This window comes from Actinokineospora globicatena (genome assembly GCF_024171945.1).
In the GTDB taxonomy this organism is placed as follows: domain Bacteria; phylum Actinomycetota; class Actinomycetes; order Mycobacteriales; family Pseudonocardiaceae; genus Actinokineospora; species Actinokineospora globicatena.
The window spans coordinates 866,510-888,217 of sequence record NZ_JAMTCR010000003.1 but is presented as its reverse complement, the minus strand read 5'-3'; the positions used below and the strand labels follow the sequence as shown (position 1 = coordinate 888,217).

Below are 21,708 nucleotides of genomic sequence, written 5' to 3'. Positions count from 1 at the left end.
CGACCCGAGGAGGCCCGACGTGCGCACACCGAGAACTCGGCGGGCGGCGCGACCGACTCGACGGGGGGAACTGGCGGACCGCCCAGACCACGGAAGGAGCACGACGATGACCCATGACGACAGCGCGACCCTCGACGAGGTCCTGTGTTGCTGTGATCCACCGGAAGTCCCCGAGTCCACGGTGTGTCGCGACGCCGAGGTGACCGCGGTGCTGACCGAGGTCACCGCGCGCCCGGCCGCACAGCAGCCGCCTTGGCCGCACCCGTTCGAAGTCGACGCGGTGGAGGCCGAGTTGGCCGAACTGCCCGGATTGACCACCGAGGACGAGGTGGACGACTTGGCCCGCGCGATGGCCTCGGTAGCCCGCGGTGACGCGCTGGTGCTGCAGGGAGGGGACTGCGCCGAGCGGTTCCACGAAGCGGTGCCCGACCTGGTCCGGCGGAAGGTGGACTACCTGCAGGGTCTGGCCGCGATGATGCGTGCGGCCACCGGGCTGCCCAGCGTGGCCGTGGGCAGACTCGCCGGGCAGTACGGCAAGCCGCGCTCCTCGCCGTACGAGCCGGTGCCGACGGAGACCGGGTGCCGGATGGTCACCTACTGCGGCGACGCGGTCAACGCTCCAGAACTCGACCCGGCCCTCCGCGTGCCGGACCCGCGCAGGCTCCGCACGGCCTACGACTGCGCTCGAGCGGTGTTGCGGGAGGTTCGCCGGGCATCGAGGGGCAAGGCCTTCATGGAACGCGTCCACGTCGCCCACGAGCTGCTGCTGATGCCCTACGAGCGGCCACTGGTGCGTGCCGGCGTGCGCGGTCCCTTCAGCACCTCGACGCACTTCGGCTGGATCGGGGAACGAACCCGAGACCTGACGGGCGCACACGTGGCACTGGCCGCCGCGGTGCACAACCCCATCGGCGTCAAGATCGGTCCGGCTGCCGCGCCCGATGACGTCGTGGCGCTCACCCTGGCGCTCAACCCCGACGGCGTGCCCGGCAGGCTGTGTCTGATCACCCGCTACGGCGCCGCTGGTGTCGACCGGATGCTGCCCGAGGTGGCCAGGGCCGTGGCCAGACGCGGAGCACCCGCTGTATGGGTGTGCGACCCCATGCACGGCAACGGCATCAAGGTCGCTGGCGTGAAGACGCGTTCGGTCCAGGACGTGCTGACCGAGGTGTCCTCCTTCGTGCACGTCCTCACCCAACTCCGGCTGCGTCCCTCGGGTCTGCACCTGGAACTCACCCCGGACCCGGTGACCGAGTGCGTCTGGCCCCAGGCTGCCGAGCCGCTCTTCTCGGACTACCGGTCCACCTGCGACCCGAGGCTCAACCCGGAGCAGTCCGTGGCGGTGATCGCGCACTTCCTCGACCGGATCTGCTGATCGGCCTACCGGCGACACCGGACAAGGTACTCGCTGCCGACCGGTCGCAGGCGGCGGCCCTGGCGTCGGCAACGACCTGGTCGAGAGGCACCTCGGTGACGTGTGCGGCGATCACCCTGGCGGGAACCGCGAGCGCTGGGGTTTGGTGGAGGAGCTCGTCCGCGGTCCCGGAATCGGTCGACCGGGCCGCTCCTATGGTCGGTGGGGCGGGCGGACCGTGGGCGAGGCCGTCGGCGGCGTGTGCGGTGTCGTGACCATGGGTCTCGACGACGCCGGGGACATCGCGATCGGCAGGTGGTGCAAGCTGTTGTTGATCACGTCGAACTCGGCTGGCCAAGTCCAGCATCAGGCTCGGGTACGCGTGGTGCTCAGCGACCCACTCGTACGGGCGCGTGCTCGCCGCCGCCGCGGCGCTGACGCGCACGGGCACAGCGCCCAGTTCCCTGATGTTCAGGCCAGGATCCGAGCCAGGACCGGCGTACTCCTCGACATGGTGCCCTCGGCGACGCCAACGCCGTGCTCAACGCCCAAGTGCGCGCCTCGAGACCACCGGCGAACGGCTGCTCGATCGGGTGTCGTGCCGACGCGATCAGCGCGATGCGCAGCGGTTGCACCGTGACAGCACGTCTTCGTACAACGCGCGGTGAACCTTGGCCAGTTCCCGCCTTTCGCGGCTGCGCACACCGGGATCGGCTTGCCAGAGCGGCCTTTCCCGATAGCAGTACTCGACCGCGGCGGCGAGGGCCGCTTCGTCCAATCCGGATTCATCGTGCCGGTAGGTCAGGCATGGCCGTTGCTCGGGGTAGAACCCGCAGGTGGAGGTGGCCACCGTGGTGCCGAGGTCGTAGCAGGCCTCCAGCCACCCCGAGTGGGTACCGAACCGGTACGGCAGAACGGAAAGATCCAGCTCGGACAGGTACGCCCACAGCTCGTCGTCGGTGAAGCAGTCGTGCACGCGCAAGTCCAGCCGACCGTCGTCGTGGGCGGCCCGCAGGTAGCTCACCGTTTCCGGGCAGTGCCAGTAGCCGGACGGATCGATGACGTCGTTGTGCACATCCACCCGCAGCCGCGCCCCTGGTAGTTCCCGGATCGTCCTGGCAAGCACCTCGAGGACGGGCACGACGGCCATGTTCGGGCGCAGGCTCTTGGCGTGCAAGCCCACCAGAAAACCGTCGTCACCGCTGCGCGTGCGCACGGGTGGTGGGGTGACCAGTACGTGCGGGTGGGGCAGGACGGTCGCGGTGCGATCCCATGTGGATTCGATGACCCTCGCCGCTCCTGGCGTGAGGGTGATGACCGCGTCGGCCGCGGGCACCAGCACGTCGAGCTGCTCCTGGTGGGCGCGCGTATCGCGGTGATGCGGGTTGCGCAGGTCGTGCACGGTGTACACCAAGGGCTTCCCGTGCTCGCGCAGGGCAGTGACCAACTCGCGCAGCGCCTTCGGTTCCTGGGCGTCGAATCCGAAGTGGATGTGGAAGACGTCGAACTCGCCGTGGTGCTCGCGTACCCACCGCGGGTCCAGCATGACCGGCGGCCACCACTGCTGCGAACCACTCGGTGCCCGGCACGGCCGTGGGTCGTCGAGACGGACGACCGCGTCCGACCCCGACGGGTCACCGAGGTGGCGGACGTACACGTGCCTCGACGGCACGGACGCCACCCGGATGGTTCGCGTGTCAGTCCGCATCGGTGCCCGTCTCCGACATCTTTCGGTGTTGCGCGGCGAGAGCAGGGTCCGGCACCACATGTCCGGCGACGGCCTTTACGGTGTTCTTGACCGAACCCGCGACAACGCGGTCCTTGCCCGCGATCACCGCGTCGAACGCTTCGTGGGCGATTCCCGCCGCGCTGCCCTTCGGGCCCGTGCCGAGTCTGGTGTCGCCCGTGTGCGCCCGGTCGACGAACTCCGTGTCGTTCGGCCCCGGCATCGGCGCCGTCAGTGTCACGCCACTGCCCTTCGGTTCCTCGCGAAGCGCCTGGGCGAAAGTGGATACAAGCGCTTCTGAAGCGTTGTACCCGGAGATCGATGGACCCGGCGACGTGGCTGCGATCGATGCGGCGAACAACACCCGCCCCGCCTCCCGCGCCACCATTTCGGACAGCAGGCGGTAGGCCAGGTGACCGTCGAGCGGATGTTCAGGTCGACGATGCCGAGGTGGTTTTCTAGGTCTGTCCCGCCCACGAAAGCTCCGTTCACCCCGACCCCCGCGTTGAACGCGACGGCCGCCACCGGCCGTGCGGCTTCGGCGACCCATTCGGCGAACTCCTCGACGCCGTTGCCGCTGACCCGTCGACCCGTACCCCGTCGACGTCTTCCCCGGGCTCTCGAATGGGCTCCGCAGCGCTGCTGATCGCGTCGTCCTCCGCCGCCAGGACGAGGTCGAAAACGCTGTGTTCGAAGAGCTTGACCAATTCCGGACCGATGTCACTGGGCGCACCGGTCACCACGGAGAGCGGTTTCGAGGCATGCATCGGCATCGTCCCCCTCGTCAGCCATCGGACCGCGAACTCGTGATTGCCACAAATACCCCTCGGCTCGGAGCCGCAAACCACTACGTTCGGTTCTTGTCGTGGATCGCTGGCTGGAATTGTGTTGAGCGGTGGCGGTGGGTCGGCTGGCTGGCCATGCACCGAGGCGTTCAACTAGGTCGCTGCCAGCCCTGTTGCTCAGTCCGGTGGAAGGTTCCTGCAGGTCGCGGGTGTCGGGTTGAACTTCGCCGAGCACTACGGCGAAGGTGGCAAGGCGCTCACCGCGGGCACCAAGACCGCCATCGAGTCCGGCGCGGGCGCGCGATCGGTGGCGCCATCGGCGCTCCGGTCGGCGCGGCCATCGGCGGCGCGGCGGGTGGCTGGCTCGGCGGCAAGGGCGGCGAGTGGGTCACCGAGAAGTTCGAGGGGCAGATCGAGGAAGGGACGAGCAAGGCCCAGGACTGGCTGGGCGACAAGCTCGGGTTCAACTAGGGACCGCCGCCGGGGCGGCCGCCTGCGCGGTTGCCGCCCCGGCGGGCGGCAGAAGGGTGTCGGAGATGAAGAAGCTCGTGTGCGTGGCCATCGGGTTCGTGCTGGCCGCCGTGGTTGTCCTGGTCAAGGGCGCCGAGGTCGGCCCCGCACTGGTGGTGGCCGCGCTGTACGCGGTGCCCGTGCTGCTGGCGTGCGTGCTGCCCGGGTGGACCGCGTTGGGCGCCTCCCTCGGCGTCCCGGTGCTGATGCTGATCTTCGGCCCCACCGAGCGCCGGTCCGGCCAGGACGGGCTGCTCTACGCCTGGGGATGGCTGCTGTTCTGGATCACCGCGGCCGCCGCCGTTGCCGTGGCGTGGGCGTGGTTCAGCTCGCGGCGCGCCCGCGCGGGGTCCGGCAACTGATGACACGACGAACGGGGGAGGAATCATGGGACGGGGCAAGCGAACCGTTGCCGCGGTAGTGGCTGTGCCGGCGGCCTGGTCCGGGCTCGCGGCGCCCGCCGCACACGCCACCGGCACCGCACTGCCACTGACCGACTTCGGTGACCTGGTGGTCGACCAGGCGAACCGGCGGCTGTTCGTCACCGGCGGGTCGGCCAACAACACGGTTGTGGTCACCGATTTCAGCGGCCGCGTGGTCAAGACGCTGCCCGGCCAGTACGGGGCGACCGGCCTGGTGCTCAGCGCGGACGGCCGCAGCCTCTACGTGGCGCTGGCCTCGGGCGACGCCATCTCCGTGATCGGCACCGAGCGGCTGGTGGAGACCGCCCGGCACGCGACCGGGCCGCAGACCTGCCCGACCCACCTGACCCGCACCGGCACCGCGGTGTGGTTCGACTACGGCTGCGACGACGTCTGGAACGGACGGGTCGGCAAGCTCGACACCGCGACCACCCCGCCCGCGGTCGCACTCGACCAATAGGGCGGGGCCACCTTCCAGAAGGCCCCGGTGGTCACCGCGACCCCGGACGAGGACGGCCCGGTGGTGGTGGGCCAACTCGAGTTGAGCCTGTCCAACGTGCATGTCTTCTCCGTCGCCGCGGGCGCCTTGGTGCCTGGTGCGAGCGGCGGTGCGGTCGGCAGCAACCTCACCGACGTCTCCCTCACCCCGGACGGCGCGACCCTGTTCACCGCCGCGGGGTCGCGCACCCAGGTCGACGGGTTCGCCACCACCGACCTCTCCCGTCGAGGCGCCTACGCCACCGGCCCCTATCCCAACGCCGTCGCTGTCTCCCCAGACGGTCAGTACCTGGCCACCAGCACCCACACCACCGGGGACGACATCGCCCTGTACCGCCTCGGCGGCACCGTCCCGACCGAACAACCTACTCCCTACCCGGCACCGCGTCCCCGCGCGGCCTGGCCTGGTCACCCGACCGCCAGCGGCTGTTCGCCATCACCCACGAGGAGCCGAACGACACCCCGACCCTGCACACACTGCGCCCCTGACCTCGGCGCGCACCACCACAGAAGGCGAACAACGTCCGTCCCTCGCGGGGGACGGACGTTGTTCGCCTCAGGTCATCGCAAGCAGTCCCACGCTGCCGCAGGCGGCGTGACCGCGCGCGTGCGGCTCCTCGGGATGTAGGAAACAGAAGGACTATGAACCGGCACCTGGGTTGAACCTGATCACCCAGAGCAGGAGCGTCAGCCTGTCATGGCCCATCGGGTCGAGCGGAGCAGAAAGTGCTCGGAGACTGGCAGCGACGTGCCGTCAAGGCCGGGCAACCCAGTTGTGACCGTGTCCCAGGATGGAAGCGCGGCGAACGCGGTTGTTGCCATGGCGGCGTAGGGCATCCGCGCGAGCCAGGGGAGTGGTGGGTCGAGCAGCGGGAACCGGGCGTCGCGGGCCCGCAATGCGGAGCGCGCTGTTCGGGCCGGAACGCCTCCCAGGCGTGCGACCAGTTCCGCCTGGTCGCGTGATGGGTCGGTGAAGCCCAGTGCCGAGGCGATCCGCGCGGTGCAGGCGACGTAGTTGTGGTGTCTCGTCTGTTGGAGTGGGTGCGGTCCAACAGACCGCTGATGCGCACGCAGAGGCTGGTGAACGTGGCAGCGCGCGTCCAGTCAGCAGGGGCGGGTCCGCAGCGTTGATAGGTCACGTCGCCGTCGTGCGTCCGAGTTTCGCTCGTGCCCACCGCACCTACGGTCCATTTGGGACCAAATATCTTGGGTTGCGCCGAAGGGCTGGTGGCCGAGGAGGTACTGGTGCCGAAACCACCCCCACGGTGGCCGCGGTAATCGATGTGCGCCGCTATGGCAGTCATCGTCAGCTAGTGCGGTAGCGGCACTCGCAACCGATTGGTTGGTCGATTCGACGAACCACTGAAGGCTGCCCGTTGTCCGTCCTGTGAAAACCTTGCCAGCACGGTGTTTTGCCGCAGATCTCACGGGTAGGCCGTTGCCACGAAGCCGTCCCAGTCCCCAGGAGGACCGAATGACGCAGCAACCCGGCGGCTACGCGCCGTCGCCCCCCACCCGCAGCGGCACCGCCGAGCCGGGTGTCCGCGCCGCTGTCGCCTCGGGCGGGTCGCAGGTCGCCGACACCGCGGCGGAGGGGGTCAAGCAGGTTACCGCACAGGCCCGCGACCAGGTTGGCGGCATGGTCGACAAGGGACTCGACCAGGTGCGCGAGCAGGCCAAGGACACCCAGCGCAAAGCCGCGGACGGGCTGCACACCATCGCCGATCACCTCGATGGTCTGTCGGAGCACTCCGAACAGCCTGGTCTGGTCGACAACGTCGTCCGGGAGACGGCCCGGCGGACCCGGACCGCGGCGTCCTGGCTATCGGACCGCGAGCCGGGTGACCTGGTGGAAGAGGTGCGCGAGTTCGCCAGGCGCAAACCGGGCGCCTTCCTCGCGGGCGCATTGGCCGCGGGTGTGCTCGCCGGTCGGTTGACCCGCGGTCTCACCGCTGCCAGCCGGTCCGACGGTGACCGGGACAGCGCCGCGGAGCACCGCGACCCCATCCGGCCCGCTGTCGCGGACACGGCTTCGGCGCGGCACGCGGTGGCGGAAACGCCGTTCGTCCCACCCGTCCCGGTCCCCGCGGGCGCACCCGCCACATCGGTGCAGAGGCCCGGTCTCGCATGACGCCGCCGACACCGGCCATCCCGCCGCGCGACGTCGAAGGGGTCTCGGTCGGTGCCCTCATGGGCGACATCTCGCGGGACCTGTCCACGTTGGTGCGCCAGGAACTCGCGCTCGCCAAGGCTGAACTGACGTCCGAGGCGAAGAAGGCGGCTCGCGGTGCCGGGATGCTCGGCGGTGCGGGTTTCGCGGGCTACATGGTTGTGCTGTTCCTGTCTTTCGCCCTGTGGTGGGGGCTGGCCAACGTGATCGACGAGGGCTGGTCCGCACTCGTCGTCGCCGCACTCTGGGCGGTCGTGGGCGCCGCGCTGTACGCGTCCGGCCGCAGTGCGCTCGGCAGCGTCGACCCCGTCCCGGAACGCACCGTGGACACCCTCAAGCAGGTCCCCGACACGCTCAAGCCCCAGTGAGGAACACAACGTGAGCACAGATCCCGAGCAGTTGCGCAAAGAGATCGAGGGCACGCAGCGTGTGCTCAGCGCCGACGTCGACGCGTTGGCGGAGAAGGTCACCCCGAGCAGGGTGGTGCACCGCAAGGTGAGTCGTCTGCGCAGGTCCGTGTCAGGCGTCCGGGACACCGTGATGGGCGCGCCCTCGCCGAAGCCCGGTCCGAGCCGAGGGCAGGCGCACCAGGCGGCGAGCGGGGTCACCGACGCCGTGTCCGCTGGAGCGTCGGCCGCGGTGCAGGCCGTGCAGGAGGCTCCCGACGCGATCCGCCGGAACACAGCGGGCAACCCGCTGGCAGTGGGTTTGATCGCTTTCGGTGCCGGGTGGTTGGTGGCCTCCCTCGCCCCGGCGAGCGAGCCCGAACAGAAGGCTGCCGAGAAGGTCAAGGACCAGGTCGCGGGCCCGATGGGTGAACACCTCGGCGCGGCGGCCCAACAGGCGGGTGAGGCCTTACGCGAACCGGCACAGGAGGCCGTCGAGTCGGTGCGATCCAGCGCCGCGGATGCCGCCCAAGCGGTGACCGACGAGGCCAAGTCGGCGTCACAGGATGTCAAGAGTACCGCGAAGTCGTAACCAACCGAACGCGGTCGTCCGCGCGGTCGCCGGAGGGTGTGAGCATACCCAGCACCCTCCGGCGCCTCTCGCAGGCGCAGATCGTCGCTACTCGACGCCTATCGCCGTGATTCGCCAGCCGACACCGCAGGCAACGACGCGGTCCAATTACAGGTGGTCTTTGGCAAGCAAGCGAGGTAACCGCCAAACCTGGTTCACCACGAGTCCCCATGTCCACTCCCTCGATCACTAACCCTATGGCGGCATGTTCTTGGTGCCGACGCAGGGGCGCACGCCCAGCAGTTCGCGGTTGTCTTGGGGGACATTGGCTGCAGGCCGTCGTGGGGACGGCTCGTTGGGCTCCATCGTGCGCCGGGGTTGTCGTCCGAGTTACGATGGGACCACTTCGTCGGGACGTGCCCAGATCCCGCGCTGACGGCGATCCCTTCAACCTTCGCTAGCCATGGTCGGCGGTCGGAAGGTCAGGAGCCGGTCGTGCACTCGAAGCCAACCCTTCGCCCACCGCTCGACGCAACTGGCCCTGGAGTTCCTCGATCGCGGCGAGCCACATGTTCCAGTGGGCGGTGTCGCGGGCCGAGCATGTCGCGCACACCGGGATCGTCGGTCACTTTGTCGAGCCGGGCGGTCTGCAACCTGGCCTGCTGCGGGTCCATCCCGCCCGCGATCGTAGCGACCACTGGGTGATCGGCCACGGCCGCAGCGGTGACGTCCGAGGGCCACTACCTCGCGTACCGGACCGCGATGGCCGCAGTGCACGCAGACCCGCTGCGGAAAGTGCACAGAGGACGCTCGTCGAAGTACACCTAGCCGTGGGCAATCTGGCCAAGGCGTCACGACTGAACCGCCGGTTTAGCGCGCAACTGCGCGCGGAGCTCGGACTCAGGCCTTCGGCCGCCATGCGTGACCTGGTCCGCCCCTTGTGCGGCACCTGACCCGAAGCCGCCAGGCCGAGCTCGACGCGTCGTGACCGCCTTCGCCGTGGTGAGGTTTGCGCACGGCGGGCTGTGGTAGCCGTCATCTGTGATCGAGGCCGGCTTTCGAATGTTGGCCCGCCTCAGGCGGGCTCGTGCTTTCCATCCGCGAGGGAGGACTTTCATCGCCACCCTCAGTGCCACCGCTCACTGCCCCGAGTGGTTGCGCCTGCCGAGGGAAGGCGGTCAAGCGGTCGTCCGTCTGTCCAGAGGGATCGGCCTACCCGGGAACGTGCCGGACATCCTGGGACTGGCCATCCGCGTCGCCGCGGAAGAGCCCTGGGACCTCTTGCTCTCCAGCAGCGCCGCGCGTTTCCCGTTCCCCGCCCGGGCCTGGACCTCAGCGCACTTCAGCACGATCACGACGTTCATCGCCGAGGTCGTGACCGCTCGCGCCACGCACGCGCCCGCTGACGCGAGACTCGACTCCCTGGAACCGTTCGCGCCCCTGCGGTTCACGCTCACCGTGGCGGACGCCGTGGTCGGACACCTGGTCCTCACCACCGCGACGGATACCGAAATCGCCTTCGTCCCGCCGTCCTCCGGTCCGCGCTGGCTCGCCACACTCCGCCGACGGTCCTACGTCGGCAGTCGCGAAGGCAGAACAACGCGATGACCCGGTCGTCGTCCCGTCCCGCCGGTTCCCGACGCGAACCTCGTGGTGTTCGGTCACTCCCACATCCCGATGGACATCACCGGCGCCGGAACACGCGTCTTCAACCCCGGCCCCCGACCGACCACCGCCGCCAACCCCATGGCGCGCTCGGCCTGGGGTGGACTGGGACGCCCGCGATCGTCGTGCGGTCCGGCGGCTTCGGGGACGAGCTCCAGCAGGACTGCGCCACCACCTACGACACCTCTGGCGACCTCGCCAAGGCGTTGAACCACACCCCACTCGCCTGACCCGCTCGCCGCCGGAATGTCCACAGCCGCACCCCAGGGAGAACCGCATCTGATGACTGCCGACGAGACTGATCCCGCTGCGGGGACGAAGAGCACTCGGGCTGAGGCACCCGCCGAGGCCGCGAGTGACGCGCCCACCGGCAACCCCTCCCAGCCGCGCCCCGGCCTCCCTGAGGGGATGGGGGATCTCGACCGCCGCGCGATCCACACCGGGCGTGTACTGGCTATGGACGCCGTGCAGAAGGCAGGCAATGGCCACCCCGGCACCGCGATGAGCATGAGCCCCACCGCGTACCTGCTGTTTCAGAAGTGGCTGCGGCACGACCCAGGCGACCCGAACTGGGCCGGTCGCGACCGCTTCGTCCTGTCAATGGGACATTCCAGCCTCACCCTCTACATCCAGCTGTTCCTCTCCGGTTACGGCCTGGAACTCCCAGATCTGCAGGCGTTGCGCACCTGGGGCTCCCGCACACCGGGCCACCCCGAGGTCAACCACACGCCCGGTGTGGAGACGACGACCGGCCCGCTCGGCCAAGGCGTCGGCAACGCCGTCGGCATGGCGATGGCCGCTCGTCGCGAGCGCGGCTTGCTCGATCCCGATGCCGGCGGGGGTGAGAGCGTGTTCGACCACACGATCTGGGTGTTCGCCTCCGACGGCGACCTCCAGGAGGGGGTCAGTGGCGAGGCGTCGTCGCTGGCAGGCACCCAGGAGTTGGGGAACCTGGTCCTGATCTACGACGCCAACCGGATCTCGATCGAAGATGACACCGACATCGCGTTCACCGAGGACGTCGGCGCGCGGTACCAGGCGTACGGCTGGCACGTGCAGCACGTCGATGACGGCGAGGACCTGGCAGCGGTCGACCGCGCGCTGGCCGCCGCCAAGGCGGAGGCGGGCCGCCCGTCGCTGGTCGTGCTGCGGACGATCATCGGCTGGCCCGCGCCGACCAAGCAGAACACCGGCGCCGCGCACGGATCGGCGCTGGGCGAGGACGAGGTCCGGGCGACCAAGCAGATCCTCGGTTTCGACCCCGACAAGACCTTCGAGGTCGCCCCGGAGGTGCTCGAGCACGCCCGACGAGTCGCGGAGCGCGGCAAGCAGGCGCACACCCAGTGGCAGCAACGCTTCGACCTGTGGCGGGCGGGCAATCCCGAGGGCGCCGCGCTGCTGGAGCGGCTGTCCACCCGGACGCTGCCGCGAGACTGGGCGGACGACCTCCCGACGTGGGACGCCGACCCCAAGGGCGTGGCCACCAGGAAGGCCTCCGGTGAGGTCCTTGCCGCCCTGTACCCGGTCCTGCCGGAGCTGTGGGGCGGTTCGGCCGACCTCGCGGAGAGCAACAACACCGCCGTCAAGGGAACGGCCTCGTTCCTTCCGGCGTCCCGGCAGACCAAGATGTGGTCGGGCGGCCCGTACGGGCGCACGCTGCACTTCGGCGTCCGCGAGCACGCCATGGGCGCGATCATGAACGGCATCGCGGTGCACGGCGGAACCCGCGTGTACGGCGGCACGTTCCTCACCTTCTCCGACTACATGCGCGGCGCGGTCCGCTTGGCCGCACTCATGCAGCTCCCGGTCGTCTACGTGTGGACACACGACTCCATCGGACTTGGCGAGGACGGCCCCACCCATCAGCCGATCGAGCACTATGCGGCACTGCGGGCCATCCCCGGCCTGGACTTCGTCCGCCCAGCCGACGCCAATGAGACCGCGGTCGCCTGGCGCACCATTCTCGAGCACGACGACCGCCCGGCCGGGCTCGCGCTGTCCCGGCAGAACCTGCCCGTTCTCGACCGCGCGAAGTTCGCCTCCGCCGAGGGAGTGGCCAGAGGCGGGTACGTGCTGGCCGAGGCCTCCAGCGGCACGCCCGAAGTCATCCTGATGGGCACCGGTTCCGAAGTGCAGATCGCCATCACCGCCCGAGAGGTGCTGGAGGCCGACGGCGTCGCGACGAGAGTGGTGTCGCTGCCGTGCTGGGAATGGTTCGCCGCCCAGGACCGGGCCTACCGGGAGCAGGTGCTGCCACCCACGGTGCGCGCCCGGGTGAGCGTCGAGGCAGGCATATCCCTGGGGTGGCGGGAGTTCGTCGGCGACGCGGGCAGGATCGTCAGCCTGGACCACTACGGCGCCAGCGCGGCTTACACCGTGCTTTACGAGCAGTTCGGGCTCACCGCCGACGCGGTCGTCGCCGCGGCGCGGGACAGCCTCATCGCGGCCGCGGCGCCGCCGATCGCCCCCCTCGGCCCGGACAACGCCGGCGTGCTGCACACCCCCACCGGTGACCGCTGACCCACTGCTTCCCCACCCCGCGAACTCGGAAGGCACTGCCATGGCACAGAACGACAACCTGGCCGAACTGTCGGCATCAGGAGTCGCGGTCTGGCTCGACGACCTGTCCCGCGATCTCATCCACAGCGGCAAGCTGCGCTCGTTGGTCGAGGACCACTCCGTCGTGGGTGTCACCACGAACCCGACCATCTTCGCCGCCGCGATCAGCGCTTCGGACTCCTACGACGACCAGGTGCACGCGATGGCAATCCGCACGATCAGCGTCGGGGAGGCATTGCGCACGATCACCGCCGCCGATGTCCGCGACGCCTGTGACGTGCTCGCTCCGGTGGCGCAGCGCACCGGCCGTGACGGCCGGGTGTCGTTGGAGGTCTCGCCCGGGGTGGCGCACGACGCCGATGCCACCGCCGCGGAAGCGGCTCACCTCTGGTGGCTGGTCGACCGGCCCAACCTGTTCATCAAGATCCCGGCGACACGGGAAGGCCTGGCCGCGATCACCACATCCATCGCGCGGGGTATCAGCGTCAACGTCACGCTCATCTTCAGCCTCGAGCGGTACCGGGCAGTCATGGACGCCTACCTGTCCGGTCTGGAGCAGCGCTTGCGGGACGGAGGATCCCTCGACGGGATCGAGTCGGTGGCGTCGTTCTTCATCTCGCGCGTGGACACCGAGATCGACAGGCGCCTGGACGAGACCGGAGTGGACCCCTCCCTCAAGGGAAAGGCCGCGCTGGCGAACGCCCGGCTGGCCTACCAGGCCTACGAGCAGGTGTTCTCTTCCGACCGGTGGCGAGTGCTGGAGCGGCAGGGTGCGGCGACGCAACGCCCGCTGTGGGCCTCGACCGGCGTGAAGAACCAGGACTACCCCGACACCTCCTACGTCAGCGACCTGATCGCGCCCAACTCCGTGAACACCATGCCGGAAAGCACCCTGAAGGCCTACGCCGACCACGGCAACCCCGGCGATCCCATCCCGAAGACCTACGACGAGGCGATGCAGGTCATGAAAGCCGTGGCTGATGCCGGTGTCGACCTCGACGACGTCTTCGCAGTCCTCGAGGACGAGGGCATCCAGAAGTTCGTCGACTCCTGGGACGAGCTCACCGAATCGGTCCGCTCGGAGCTCAGAGACAAGGAGTAGGCGGCCGCACCCACGCCATGACCTGCACTTTGTGCGCGCGGAGCCAGGTTCGCCGGTGCTTCCCGATGCTATTCATGTCGCCGCACGTTGGCGACCCGCTAACGCAGCGCGGGAACCTCGGTGATCGTGGTGCCGACGCGATCGGCTCACCGCACCGCGTCCTGAAGACCCCGGCCCGCTCGACCTGCTCACCGTCACCACCACCGTCCACGAAGCACTCCATCCCCCTCGTGCTTGCCCGTACCGTGCGACGACGCTGTGCGGTCGGTCATAGGCGGCCGCACCAGGCGTGAAATTCGCGGGGGCGGGGCATCCGAACCATATGAGCGTGATTGAGTGGGCGGTGTTCACCGCGAGGGTGCCAGTGCGAGTCGAGCAGCTGGCCTCGATCCGTGCCCGGGTCCGGGGCTGGATGGCGGACTGCGCCATCACCCACCACGCCCGCCACGACGTGGTCTGGGCGGCCAGCGAAGCCCTCAGCAGCGCCATCGACCACCTCCGCGGCCGCCCGGGCAGCACCGGCTCCGAAGCCACGCTCACCCTGCACGTCGACCCCGACGTCGTCGTCCTCACCGCCACCGACCACTTCGCCTGGACCGACCCCGGCCCGGCGGCGGTGGACGGACTACGCGTCATAGGCGAAGTGACCGACAGGGTGACCCTCACCACCGACCCCGACACCCGGGTCAGCACCCTCGTCGCGGTCTTCCCACGCTGACAACCGTATCCGTACTCAAACATTGATAAGCCAGTACGCCAAGGCCGTCGAACAGAACTATCTATAGATCACCGGTGGGAGCACCGCGCGCGAGTGCGGCCTCGAGCCCCGCCAGTGATCTCACGGCGGGGCGGTACGCGATGCGGTGGATGTGGCCGGGGTCGAGATTGAGTGCCCGAGACAAGCGCGAGAGTGTGAGGGGGTTGCGGCTGCGCTGGAGGGTGTTGTGGGCGAGTTCGTTCAGGGTGGCGCGCGAGACGCGTGATCGAGCGGCGAGCTGTTGTTCGGTGATGCCCAGCTCGGCCATGCGTTCGCGGATGGTGGCGGCGACGTCGTCCCAGTTGCCGGTAGGACCGGTGCGGGGTTGTGGTGGGGTCATGGTGTCCAGAGCGTGGGTGTGCGGCCGATGATCAGTTGTGGTGCGAGGGGGTCGTCCGGGTGGGGGAGGGCGGCGAGGTGGGTGATGACCTCGATCAGGCCGCCGTCGCGGGTCCAGACGAGGTCGCCGTCGGGGGAGATATCGACGACCCACGCCCGCGCCCGCTGTGGCGCCGCGCGGGACCGGGTCAGCGCCCGCACGCGTAAGTCACCCACCATCCGAAGCCGCCGAGATCGGCGTGGCCCGGTGTCACGTGCGCCTGGAAGCACGGGTGCCTGACCAACAGCGCTCCAGGTCGCGCCGCAGATTGGCTGGCGACAGCAGGGCATCAGGAGACACTCCGGCTGGCACGAGCGGTCCATCAACAAGTTGCACAGGTCGGCCGCCGGCGAACCCTAGGTCGCCAGCTTTGCGAGGTGAGCCTCGGCCACCTTCGCGCGACGAGTCCGCTGTTCAGCCTTGGCCTCACCACGCAGACCGATCAACGCCCCATCGGCAACACCGCGGTCAGCGGCGCACCGGGCGGGGGCTGGTCCCTGCTGTCGCCGGTGGCCCACCACGCCCGCGGCCAGCACCGCGTCGTCGTGGACCAGCGCACCGCGCGCACCACCGCGCCACCGACCCGGCGGGAGCGGGCATCGAGCCGCAGGCCGGGTTGACGCCCACACTGACAGCGGACTCCTGGCGGCGACCCTCGCCTGGCCGTCCATCAGCCGCCATCGCGCGCCGGTATGGTCCTCGACCAGTGCGGTGACCTCAGGGCAAGACAGGATTTCCGTGGCCCGAGCGGTGTTCCCGGCCGCGCACTGCGCGGCCGCCCAGGCCACCAGCGCCCGCAACCGCGTCCCGACGAACAGTCCGTCATCCGCGCATCCAGCGGCGAGGAACCCGGCCTCCACCGCACTGACATAGTCTCCCGCGCGGACGGCCACCTCGCACCACCGAGTCGCCGCCACCATGACCGCGCTGTCGTCCCGACGCCTTTCCGCCGCCACGGTCGCCGCCAGTCGCGCCGCGCAGCGCCTCCTGCTCCTCGCCGATCCAGCCCGCGACGACGGCCAGCGCTGTGTTCACCGCGATCACCTCGTCGGCGTGCGTGACGCCGCGCGACAAGGCGGTCAGCCGTGGCCATTCCCGCACCACCCACCCGCGCGCCAGCTCCACGTCCCGGGCCACCGCCCCCACGGGCCTGCGGATCAGCGGCAGGGGGTCGAACGGCGAGAGGTCGTCATGAGCAACTCCCCGAGGACACGGCACGCCGGATGCGGGTGCCGGAGGTGGACGAACCGGCGCAGACCGGCGAGCCCCTGCCCGTGAGGCGGTGACCGGCGCGCGGAGACGGAATGCCGGACGTATCGGTGGGCGAGTCCGAGGTGTCGACCGGTGGGCACAGACCGCACGATCCGTAGCGGTCGGGCACCAGATGCACCGACGCCACGACCTGGTCGTCGACCAGGACGTCGAGCACCACGCGCCGCCCGGCGCGCGAGCCGTTCTCGACCCGGGTTCGCAACGCGCCCCGCGGGTGCGAGACCCGCTCCGGGCGCGGCCACGTCGAGTGCTCCCCGCCGACATGCAGCACGACCTGCTTGGCCGCCCCCTTGTGCCAGCAGGCGCTCATCGCCCACGACGCCGCCCGGAAACAGGTCGCCGTCACCGTCGCGGGCGCGCCATCACGGGCGCCGGACCTCGCGTGACGACAGTGGATGTGCGCACCGGGCACCACATCGAACTCTGACTGAGCGCCCTTTACGGCCGTCGATGCCGACACTCCGGTCATGCCGCCACCGGCCGTCCGGTGACCTGTTTCCGAAGGAGCGCACGTGGCCGATCGGTGTCCCGCGATGATCGGCGCGCTCGCACCGGTTCCCTGGCAGCGGCCGTCCACTGGAAGGCCACGTACAGGCTGTTCATCGGCGTGGCCTCAGTGGGGAGCGCTAGTCCCGCCACGCGAGCGTGGAGCGGGGCGGTTCCCGACGTGCTGGTGTCGCGGTTCCCGACGTTTCCGGACTCTCGAATCTCATCTCGCACGCTCACAATGAATCGACATCGCGGATCGACTCCACCGTTGTGTCCTCCGGGGAGGTGTTCGCATCGGTGTGTGGTGCATGGTTGTGGCGTCGGATGTGACATAACAGCGCCAGCCATGCGGCCAAGATGGGGCACTTGTGGTGCACCTGCAGCCTTGGCCTGCGGGAATACTTGCTTGATCGTCGACAGGATCGGTGCGCGGAGGTCACCGATGGGACGAATCCAGCCCCGGCGGGTCGGCTTGGTCGCGGCTCGAAAGTGGGCAGGTTTCACCCAGGAAAGGTTCGCCGAGGCCGCGGGTGTGGATCGCTCGACGGTCGGGCGCTGGGAATCCGGTAGTCGGAGTCCGTTGATCTACAAGCATCCGTTGCTGGCCGATTGCTCAAGATCCCGGTGGAGCGGCTGGGCGAATTACTGAGCGAGCCACCAGGCGAGGGGCACATGGCGACCCTCCCGATGCAGAGCGGGTCAACGCACCCGGATACGACACCCACGCCGCTCGACGCGCCATCGTCCACACGACGAACGGATTCGGCCCCTCCGAGTCGGGCCATCACCTCGGATGGCCGAGCCCTCGTCGCGGGCGGGGACCGTCTCGGCGACGAATCCATGCCGGCGGGTTCGCGGAGTGAACCGATCACCGCCGAGTACATCGAGTCGGTCCGTCTGAAAATGTGTCATCTCCTGATGATGGATGCCCAGTTCGGCGGTAATGAGGCGTCGGCGCAGGCTCTGCGCTTGTTCCACTCGACACATCGGCGAGTTGGCGCCAGTCGGTGGCCGCGCTCGTTGCGGCGTGATCTTTACTCGACCGCAGGGGAACTTGCCGAAATTGCTGGCTGGCTGCTCTGCGACGCGGGTAGGCAGCGCGAGGCGCGGCGTCTCAATCACGAAGCGCTGCACTATTTGCGATTGGCAGGAGATCGCAGTCTGGAAATCTTGACGCTCCAGAACATGTCCATGCAAGCCGAATATCTTGATCGTCCTGTCGAAGCTCTGAGTATCGCGGAGTCAGTGCTGGAGAACGATCGTCCCCCCGCGGGTTGAGGCGCTGTTTCAGGCGCGCAGCGCCCACGCGTTGGCGCTGCAAGGACGACATGCCGACGCCGACAGGGCGTTCTCCAAGGCGCACAATCTGTTCCTGGACGGCCTCGGTGCGGATGGCCCGACGTGGGCCTACTGGGTAGACGGTATCCAGTTCGCCTGGTTTGAAGCGAAGGTGCGGACCGCGCAAGGCAACCATGGTCGTTCCGCTGATATCTTTGCTGATGCACTCGCGCATAGCCCGAAGTATCGGGTAAGGGGATTGTACAGTCGCACAACATACTTGTTCGAGAGCTTGGTCGCGGTCGGTGCCTGGCGACAAGCGGAAACGCTCGTATCGCATCTCGAACCATACATCCGCGAAGTCGGATCCGGGCGAACGGCCACGATTCTCGCGGGAGCATTGGGGGCTGTCGATGCCGCGAAGGTGCCGCCCACTTTGCGTGATGGCGCAGTGCACCTACGCGGCTTGCTTGACGGCGCACTTTGAGGGTGCTTAATTCTTGCGACTTGCCATGCTTCGATGGTGTCGAGTCGCTAGGAGTGCTTCGGCAACGCCGTCCTCACCTGGCCCGGTTCAAAGGCTGGGCCAGGTTCGGCTCACCGACGGTACCCGCCGCGCGGTACTCACCGTCGAAGAGGCCATCGGCCTGCTTCCCGACGCCATCTACCGCGCACACTGGCCGTCGCCGGGAGACCGAGTCAGTGCGAACCCGGTCCCCGGCGGGAGCGGTGAGAAGCCTGGATCGTGTCGGACCGCGATGGGTGCGGTGACGAGTGGTCATGCCATTGAGCGGGCTCTGCGGAAGGCTTCGGTCAGGGTGCCGCCGACTCCGGTGTGGTAGTAGCCGCCGGTGCAGGAGATCTCGGCGCTGTACCCGCCCGGGATGGGGTTGTGCCGGGTGTAGCCGCAGTGCTTGCCGGTGTTCGCCGCGAGCTGTGCGAGTGCTCGGGATTCGGTGGTGGCGTCGGTGAGTGTGGTGCCTGCCGCAGGGTAGTAGTAGCCGCCGGTGCATTGGAGCTCGAGGACGTACCCGCCCGGGATGGGGTTGTGCCTGGACTGGGCGCAGTGCTTGCCTGTGCCTGCGGCCAGTTGTGCGAGTGCTCGGGTCTCGGTGGTGGCGTCGGTGAGTGTGGTGCCTGCCGCGGTGTGGTAGTAGCCGCCGGTGCAGGAGATGTCGACGATGTATCCGCCCGGGATGGCGTTGTGCCGGGTGTAGCTGCAAGCGTTGCCCGTGGCGGCGGCGAGTTGCCCGAGGGCGGCTGCTTCGTTGTAGGCCTCGTTGAGCGTCGTTCCGACGGCGGTGTGGGTGTTGCTGCCGCATCGGAGGTCGACGAGGTATCCACCCGGCACAGAGCGGCTGTCGTTCACCGAGCAGCTGGGTGCGGCCGTCGCCGGTGGCGCCGTTGTCACCGATAACCAGAGCGCCGCCACGGACAAGAGTGCCGCGGCTGCCTTCGACAGGATTGCCGTTTTCATCGTGAACCCCCTGCTCGTCAACGCTTCCGGGCACTCCCCTGCCCGCGTGCGCTCAGCGTGCCAGTTTCGCCCTGGGGCTGACCGCCGCCAACGGAGTGATTCCCGCGTCCGGCCAGGCCTGGCTCACGCATGCGAAACGCCCGCGCGGCTGGCAGTCCGACGCCGCTTTCGCTGTCGCGGTACCGATCCACGCCATACACCGTGGGCAGCCTGACTGACCACGAGTTCATGCCGGGGACCTGCACCGTCGACCCGAATCGGTCCACGGTCCGATTCACGCCATGCACGTTCTCGGCCTGGTCTCCGGTTCCTTGCCGCTCGCCGACCGGAGTGTCACAGTCCGGGCGGCCATCGCCGACCCCACCGCCCCGGCGATCCGCGTCGTCGAGGTTCACCGGCGGCGACACATGCCGTGGCGCCCAGGTCCTGCTCATCGACCTACCTCGACGCGGCCTGGCTTGGACATCACCTTCACCGGCGCCCGCCTCGACCCGCACCACCGACACATTGCGCGGCGACCTGACCGTCAAGCGGGTCACCGGATCTGTGGCGGTCGTCGTTGGATCCATCGCTGCCGCGGGCCACTGTCGAGGTAACAAGCACCGCCACCGTGAGCGGCGGGGTTCCGTCGAGCGAACATCCATGCCGGTAGCGAGATCACCCTTACCGGCACGACCACGAACGATCCCTCAGCCACACGCTCGGCGTGCAGGTGGTATTCGAACTCGGCGTCGGGGATTGGTGGCGGCGCGGAAGCGGGCCGGTTTCACCCAGGAGAAGTTCGCCGAGGCCGTGGGTGTGGATCGCTCGACGGTCGGGCGCTGGGAGTCCGGCACCCGGAGTCCGCAGTTCTACCAACGTCCCGAGCTGGCCGACTTGCTCAAGATCTCGGTGGCTCGCCTGGTCGAATTGTTGGACGAGACGTCGACGCCCACCGAACAGACGACCTCCCACACCACAGATGATCTTTCGGCAACGTGTCTTGTGGCCTTCCTGTCGGATCGGAACTGCCGATCGGTACCAGGGGATGGCACGCTCGTCCCGGCGGACACGTCGGTGACGGGCTGCCCGGCGGTGATGCCGTAAGGTCGGTGATGGGGTCGGGAGGCGCGGACGTTGACCAGCTTGTCGACTGCGTTGAAGACCAACCGATCACCGCATCGACCGTCATCTCTTCCCAACCGCCCTTGACATCGACCGTCGACACGGTCGACCTCGAGTTGGCGTGGGAACTGGCGCGAAGGGTCGAGGCCAGCGACGTCTCCAACGAAACCGTCACTCGCATCGAACAGTCTTTCGACTACCTCGCTATCGCCTACTCGACCACCCCGCCTGCTGCCTTGCTGCCGCAACTGCGCACGTACCTGGGCTACGTGAACTCGCTGCTGGACAAACGATCCACGATCGCCGAGAAACAACGCTTGGTAGTGGCTGGTGGGTGGCTATCACTCCTGGCGGCCACCTGCCATATCGACCTGCAACATCAGCGTTCCGCGACCGAATACCTGCGCACGGCCGCCAGCCTCGCCCGACACGCCGGGCACGCCGAGATCCGTGCCTGGTGCTACGAAACCCAGGCATGGCGCGTCCTGACCGACGGCGACTACCCCCGGGCGATCGAGCTGTGCCGCGCCGCCCAACACCACGCCCCCACGGGAAGCTCGGCCGCGATCCAGGCCACCGCGCAAGAAGGCCGAGCCCACGCACGGCCAACTCGGCCGCGACCAGCCTGGTGCCCACCCAGTCCGCGGCCACGAAGTCGAACCTCGCGGGGTCCTCCCGCATGGTTGTCGCCACCCGGTCGACCAACCAGGCCAGCAGCCGTCCGCGGGCCCGCCACTGGTCGGTGAGTCCCGCGCCGATCAGCCACAGCCCGATCGCGAGCAACCAGCCCCACAGACCGGCCTCCCAGGCCAGCACGGCCAGGACCAAGACACCGATCGCCCGGCGGCCCAGCCGCCGGACAGCGCGCCGTATCCGCCACCGCCGGATACTCCGGGTGGCCATCATCAGCACCACCCACACCCCGACCGCCACCCCGGCCGGCAGCAGCGAGAACCCACTGACCGGCCAGAACACCGTGATGGCGCCGACGGTGAGCCAGCCGGGCGCGCGGCGGCTGTCGTGCCAGGCCAGCCGGGTCTCGTCCGCGCCGATCGAGGTCCACCACATGGCCACGGCCTGGCGCGCGACGGTGCGCGAGTGCAGCCACCTTGGCACCCACCGACGCCGACGGCGCGGCCGCCGACGGAGGACAGGCCCGGCGATGTCACCACCGCTTGGTCCGCCCGCGCTCGGCGGCGACTCC

At 69.1% G+C, this 21,708-nt stretch carries 24 protein-coding genes; 17 read left to right on the top strand and 7 right to left on the bottom strand.

Features of this window, described 5'->3' with window-relative positions:
* Positions 1-106: 106 nt before the first annotated feature.
* Positions 107-1,375, top strand: a complete 1,269-nt coding sequence (locus tag LV79_RS17395) for a 3-deoxy-7-phosphoheptulonate synthase (protein WP_253837997.1) — start codon at positions 107-109, stop codon at positions 1,373-1,375.
* 589 nt (positions 1,376-1,964) lie between these two features.
* On the opposite strand, the gene LV79_RS17390 is transcribed toward LV79_RS17395, so the two are convergent.
* On the bottom strand, positions 1,965-3,026 hold the full coding sequence (locus tag LV79_RS17390) for a glycosyltransferase family protein (protein WP_253837996.1): 1,062 nt from the start codon (positions 3,024-3,026) through the stop codon (positions 1,965-1,967).
* Positions 3,027-3,051: 25 nt separating this feature from the next.
* Positions 3,052-3,444, bottom strand: a complete 393-nt coding sequence (locus tag LV79_RS17385) for an SDR family NAD(P)-dependent oxidoreductase (protein WP_253837994.1) — start codon at positions 3,442-3,444, stop codon at positions 3,052-3,054.
* Positions 3,445-4,401: 957 nt separating this feature from the next.
* Between LV79_RS17385 and LV79_RS17380 the strand changes: the two genes are divergently transcribed.
* The 10 genes from LV79_RS17380 to LV79_RS17330 all read left to right on the top strand — a co-directional run bounded on the left by LV79_RS17380 (position 4,402) and on the right by LV79_RS17330 (position 14,466).
* A complete protein-coding gene (locus tag LV79_RS17380) occupies positions 4,402-4,737 on the top strand; it encodes a hypothetical protein (RefSeq protein WP_253837992.1) in 336 nt (111 codons plus the stop codon).
* Between the two features lie 25 nt (positions 4,738-4,762).
* Positions 4,763-5,257, top strand: coding sequence for a YncE family protein (locus LV79_RS17375; RefSeq protein ID WP_253837990.1), 495 nt, complete (start codon positions 4,763-4,765; stop codon positions 5,255-5,257).
* 27 nt (positions 5,258-5,284) lie between these two features.
* Positions 5,285-5,923: a YncE family protein gene (locus LV79_RS17370; RefSeq protein WP_253837984.1), complete on the top strand. Its 639-nt coding sequence runs from the start codon at positions 5,285-5,287 to the stop codon at positions 5,921-5,923.
* A gap of 846 nt (positions 5,924-6,769) precedes the next feature.
* The gene (locus LV79_RS17365; protein WP_253837983.1) at positions 6,770-7,426 is read left to right on the top strand and encodes a hypothetical protein; all 657 of its coding nucleotides are present in this window, start codon (positions 6,770-6,772) and stop codon (positions 7,424-7,426) included.
* Positions 7,423-7,833, top strand: coding sequence for a phage holin family protein (locus tag LV79_RS17360; protein ID WP_253837982.1), 411 nt, complete (start codon positions 7,423-7,425; stop codon positions 7,831-7,833). Before LV79_RS17365 ends, LV79_RS17360 begins: the two co-directional genes overlap by 4 nt.
* A 10-nt stretch (positions 7,834-7,843) precedes the next feature.
* Positions 7,844-8,443, top strand: coding sequence for a DUF3618 domain-containing protein (locus LV79_RS17355; RefSeq protein WP_253837981.1), 600 nt, complete (start codon positions 7,844-7,846; stop codon positions 8,441-8,443).
* Between the two features lie 1,203 nt (positions 8,444-9,646).
* Entirely contained in the window at positions 9,647-10,030 is a 384-nt protein-coding gene (locus LV79_RS17350) for a hypothetical protein (protein WP_253837980.1), read from the top strand.
* 465 nt (positions 10,031-10,495) lie between these two features.
* Positions 10,496-12,607, top strand: a complete 2,112-nt coding sequence (gene tkt, locus LV79_RS17340; protein WP_253838547.1) for a transketolase — start codon at positions 10,496-10,498, stop codon at positions 12,605-12,607.
* A gap of 40 nt (positions 12,608-12,647) precedes the next feature.
* A complete protein-coding gene (gene tal, locus LV79_RS17335) occupies positions 12,648-13,748 on the top strand; it encodes a transaldolase (RefSeq protein WP_253837978.1) in 1,101 nt (366 codons plus the stop codon).
* Positions 13,749-14,076: 328 nt separating this feature from the next.
* Entirely contained in the window at positions 14,077-14,466 is a 390-nt protein-coding gene (locus tag LV79_RS17330; RefSeq protein WP_253837976.1) for an ATP-binding protein, read from the top strand.
* Between the two features lie 61 nt (positions 14,467-14,527).
* On the opposite strand, the gene LV79_RS17325 is transcribed toward LV79_RS17330, so the two are convergent.
* Both LV79_RS17325 and LV79_RS17320 read right to left on the bottom strand, forming a co-directional pair.
* On the bottom strand, positions 14,528-14,773 hold the full coding sequence (locus tag LV79_RS17325) for a helix-turn-helix domain-containing protein (RefSeq protein WP_253837973.1): 246 nt from the start codon (positions 14,771-14,773) through the stop codon (positions 14,528-14,530).
* A gap of 68 nt (positions 14,774-14,841) precedes the next feature.
* Positions 14,842-15,045: a hypothetical protein gene (locus tag LV79_RS17320; protein ID WP_253837972.1), complete on the bottom strand. Its 204-nt coding sequence runs from the start codon at positions 15,043-15,045 to the stop codon at positions 14,842-14,844.
* Between the two features lie 216 nt (positions 15,046-15,261).
* On the opposite strand from LV79_RS17320, the gene LV79_RS17315 reads away from it, so the two are divergent.
* Positions 15,262-15,504, top strand: coding sequence for a hypothetical protein (locus LV79_RS17315; RefSeq protein WP_253837970.1), 243 nt, complete (start codon positions 15,262-15,264; stop codon positions 15,502-15,504).
* 202 nt (positions 15,505-15,706) lie between these two features.
* Here the strand turns inward: LV79_RS17315 and LV79_RS17310 are convergent, their stop codons facing one another.
* Positions 15,707-16,009: a hypothetical protein gene (locus LV79_RS17310; RefSeq protein ID WP_253837968.1), complete on the bottom strand. Its 303-nt coding sequence runs from the start codon at positions 16,007-16,009 to the stop codon at positions 15,707-15,709.
* A 64-nt stretch (positions 16,010-16,073) separates the two neighbouring features.
* Positions 16,074-16,502, bottom strand: a complete 429-nt coding sequence (locus LV79_RS17305) for a hypothetical protein (protein WP_253837966.1) — start codon at positions 16,500-16,502, stop codon at positions 16,074-16,076.
* A gap of 381 nt (positions 16,503-16,883) precedes the next feature.
* Here LV79_RS17305 and LV79_RS34805 point away from each other — a divergent pair, with 381 nt between their 5' ends.
* Genes LV79_RS34805 through LV79_RS17295 form a run of 3 tightly spaced genes read left to right on the top strand, consistent with a single transcriptional unit; the run spans position 16,884 to position 18,410 of the window.
* Complete coding sequence (locus tag LV79_RS34805) at positions 16,884-17,294, top strand: helix-turn-helix domain-containing protein (RefSeq protein WP_372495350.1); 411 nt, start codon at positions 16,884-16,886, stop codon at positions 17,292-17,294.
* A complete protein-coding gene (locus tag LV79_RS17300; RefSeq protein WP_253837964.1) occupies positions 17,255-17,923 on the top strand; it encodes an NsdA family TPR-like regulatory protein in 669 nt (222 codons plus the stop codon). The genes LV79_RS34805 and LV79_RS17300 overlap by 40 nt, the downstream gene beginning before the upstream one ends.
* 31 nt (positions 17,924-17,954) lie before the next feature.
* Positions 17,955-18,410, top strand: coding sequence for a hypothetical protein (locus LV79_RS17295; protein ID WP_253837962.1), 456 nt, complete (start codon positions 17,955-17,957; stop codon positions 18,408-18,410).
* A gap of 291 nt (positions 18,411-18,701) precedes the next feature.
* Here the strand turns inward: LV79_RS17295 and LV79_RS17290 are convergent, their stop codons facing one another.
* On the bottom strand, positions 18,702-19,400 hold the full coding sequence (locus LV79_RS17290; protein WP_253837960.1) for a hypothetical protein: 699 nt from the start codon (positions 19,398-19,400) through the stop codon (positions 18,702-18,704).
* Between the two features lie 741 nt (positions 19,401-20,141).
* Between LV79_RS17290 and LV79_RS17285 the strand changes: the two genes are divergently transcribed.
* Both LV79_RS17285 and LV79_RS34910 read left to right on the top strand, forming a co-directional pair.
* Positions 20,142-20,486, top strand: coding sequence for a helix-turn-helix domain-containing protein (locus tag LV79_RS17285; protein ID WP_253837958.1), 345 nt, complete (start codon positions 20,142-20,144; stop codon positions 20,484-20,486).
* Between the two features lie 8 nt (positions 20,487-20,494).
* Positions 20,495-21,250: an NsdA family TPR-like regulatory protein gene (locus tag LV79_RS34910; RefSeq protein WP_486303580.1), complete on the top strand. Its 756-nt coding sequence runs from the start codon at positions 20,495-20,497 to the stop codon at positions 21,248-21,250.
* The last annotated feature ends 458 nt before the right edge of the window (positions 21,251-21,708 follow it).

What these genes read in the sequence shown, in the direction of transcription:
- LV79_RS17395 (WP_253837997.1), top strand. Translation starts at nt 107, where the DNA reads ATGACCCATGACGACAGCGCGACCCTCGACGAGGTCCTGTGTTGCTGT.
- LV79_RS17380 (WP_253837992.1), top strand. Translation starts at nt 4,402, where the DNA reads ATGAAGAAGCTCGTGTGCGTGGCCATCGGGTTCGTGCTGGCCGCCGTG.
- LV79_RS17375 (WP_253837990.1), top strand. Translation starts at nt 4,763, where the DNA reads ATGGGACGGGGCAAGCGAACCGTTGCCGCGGTAGTGGCTGTGCCGGCG.
- LV79_RS17365 (WP_253837983.1), top strand. Translation starts at nt 6,770, where the DNA reads ATGACGCAGCAACCCGGCGGCTACGCGCCGTCGCCCCCCACCCGCAGC.
- LV79_RS17360 (WP_253837982.1), top strand. Translation starts at nt 7,423, where the DNA reads ATGACGCCGCCGACACCGGCCATCCCGCCGCGCGACGTCGAAGGGGTC.
- tkt (WP_253838547.1), top strand. Translation starts at nt 10,496, where the DNA reads ATGGGGGATCTCGACCGCCGCGCGATCCACACCGGGCGTGTACTGGCT.
- tal (WP_253837978.1), top strand. Translation starts at nt 12,648, where the DNA reads ATGGCACAGAACGACAACCTGGCCGAACTGTCGGCATCAGGAGTCGCG.
- LV79_RS17325 (WP_253837973.1), bottom strand. Translation starts at nt 14,773, where the DNA reads ATGGCCGAGCTGGGCATCACCGAACAACAGCTCGCCGCTCGATCACGC.
- LV79_RS34805 (WP_372495350.1), top strand. Translation starts at nt 16,884, where the DNA reads ATGAATCGACATCGCGGATCGACTCCACCGTTGTGTCCTCCGGGGAGG.
- LV79_RS17290 (WP_253837960.1), bottom strand. Translation starts at nt 19,400, where the DNA reads ATGAAAACGGCAATCCTGTCGAAGGCAGCCGCGGCACTCTTGTCCGTG.
- LV79_RS34910 (WP_486303580.1), top strand. Translation starts at nt 20,495, where the DNA reads ATGGGGTCGGGAGGCGCGGACGTTGACCAGCTTGTCGACTGCGTTGAA.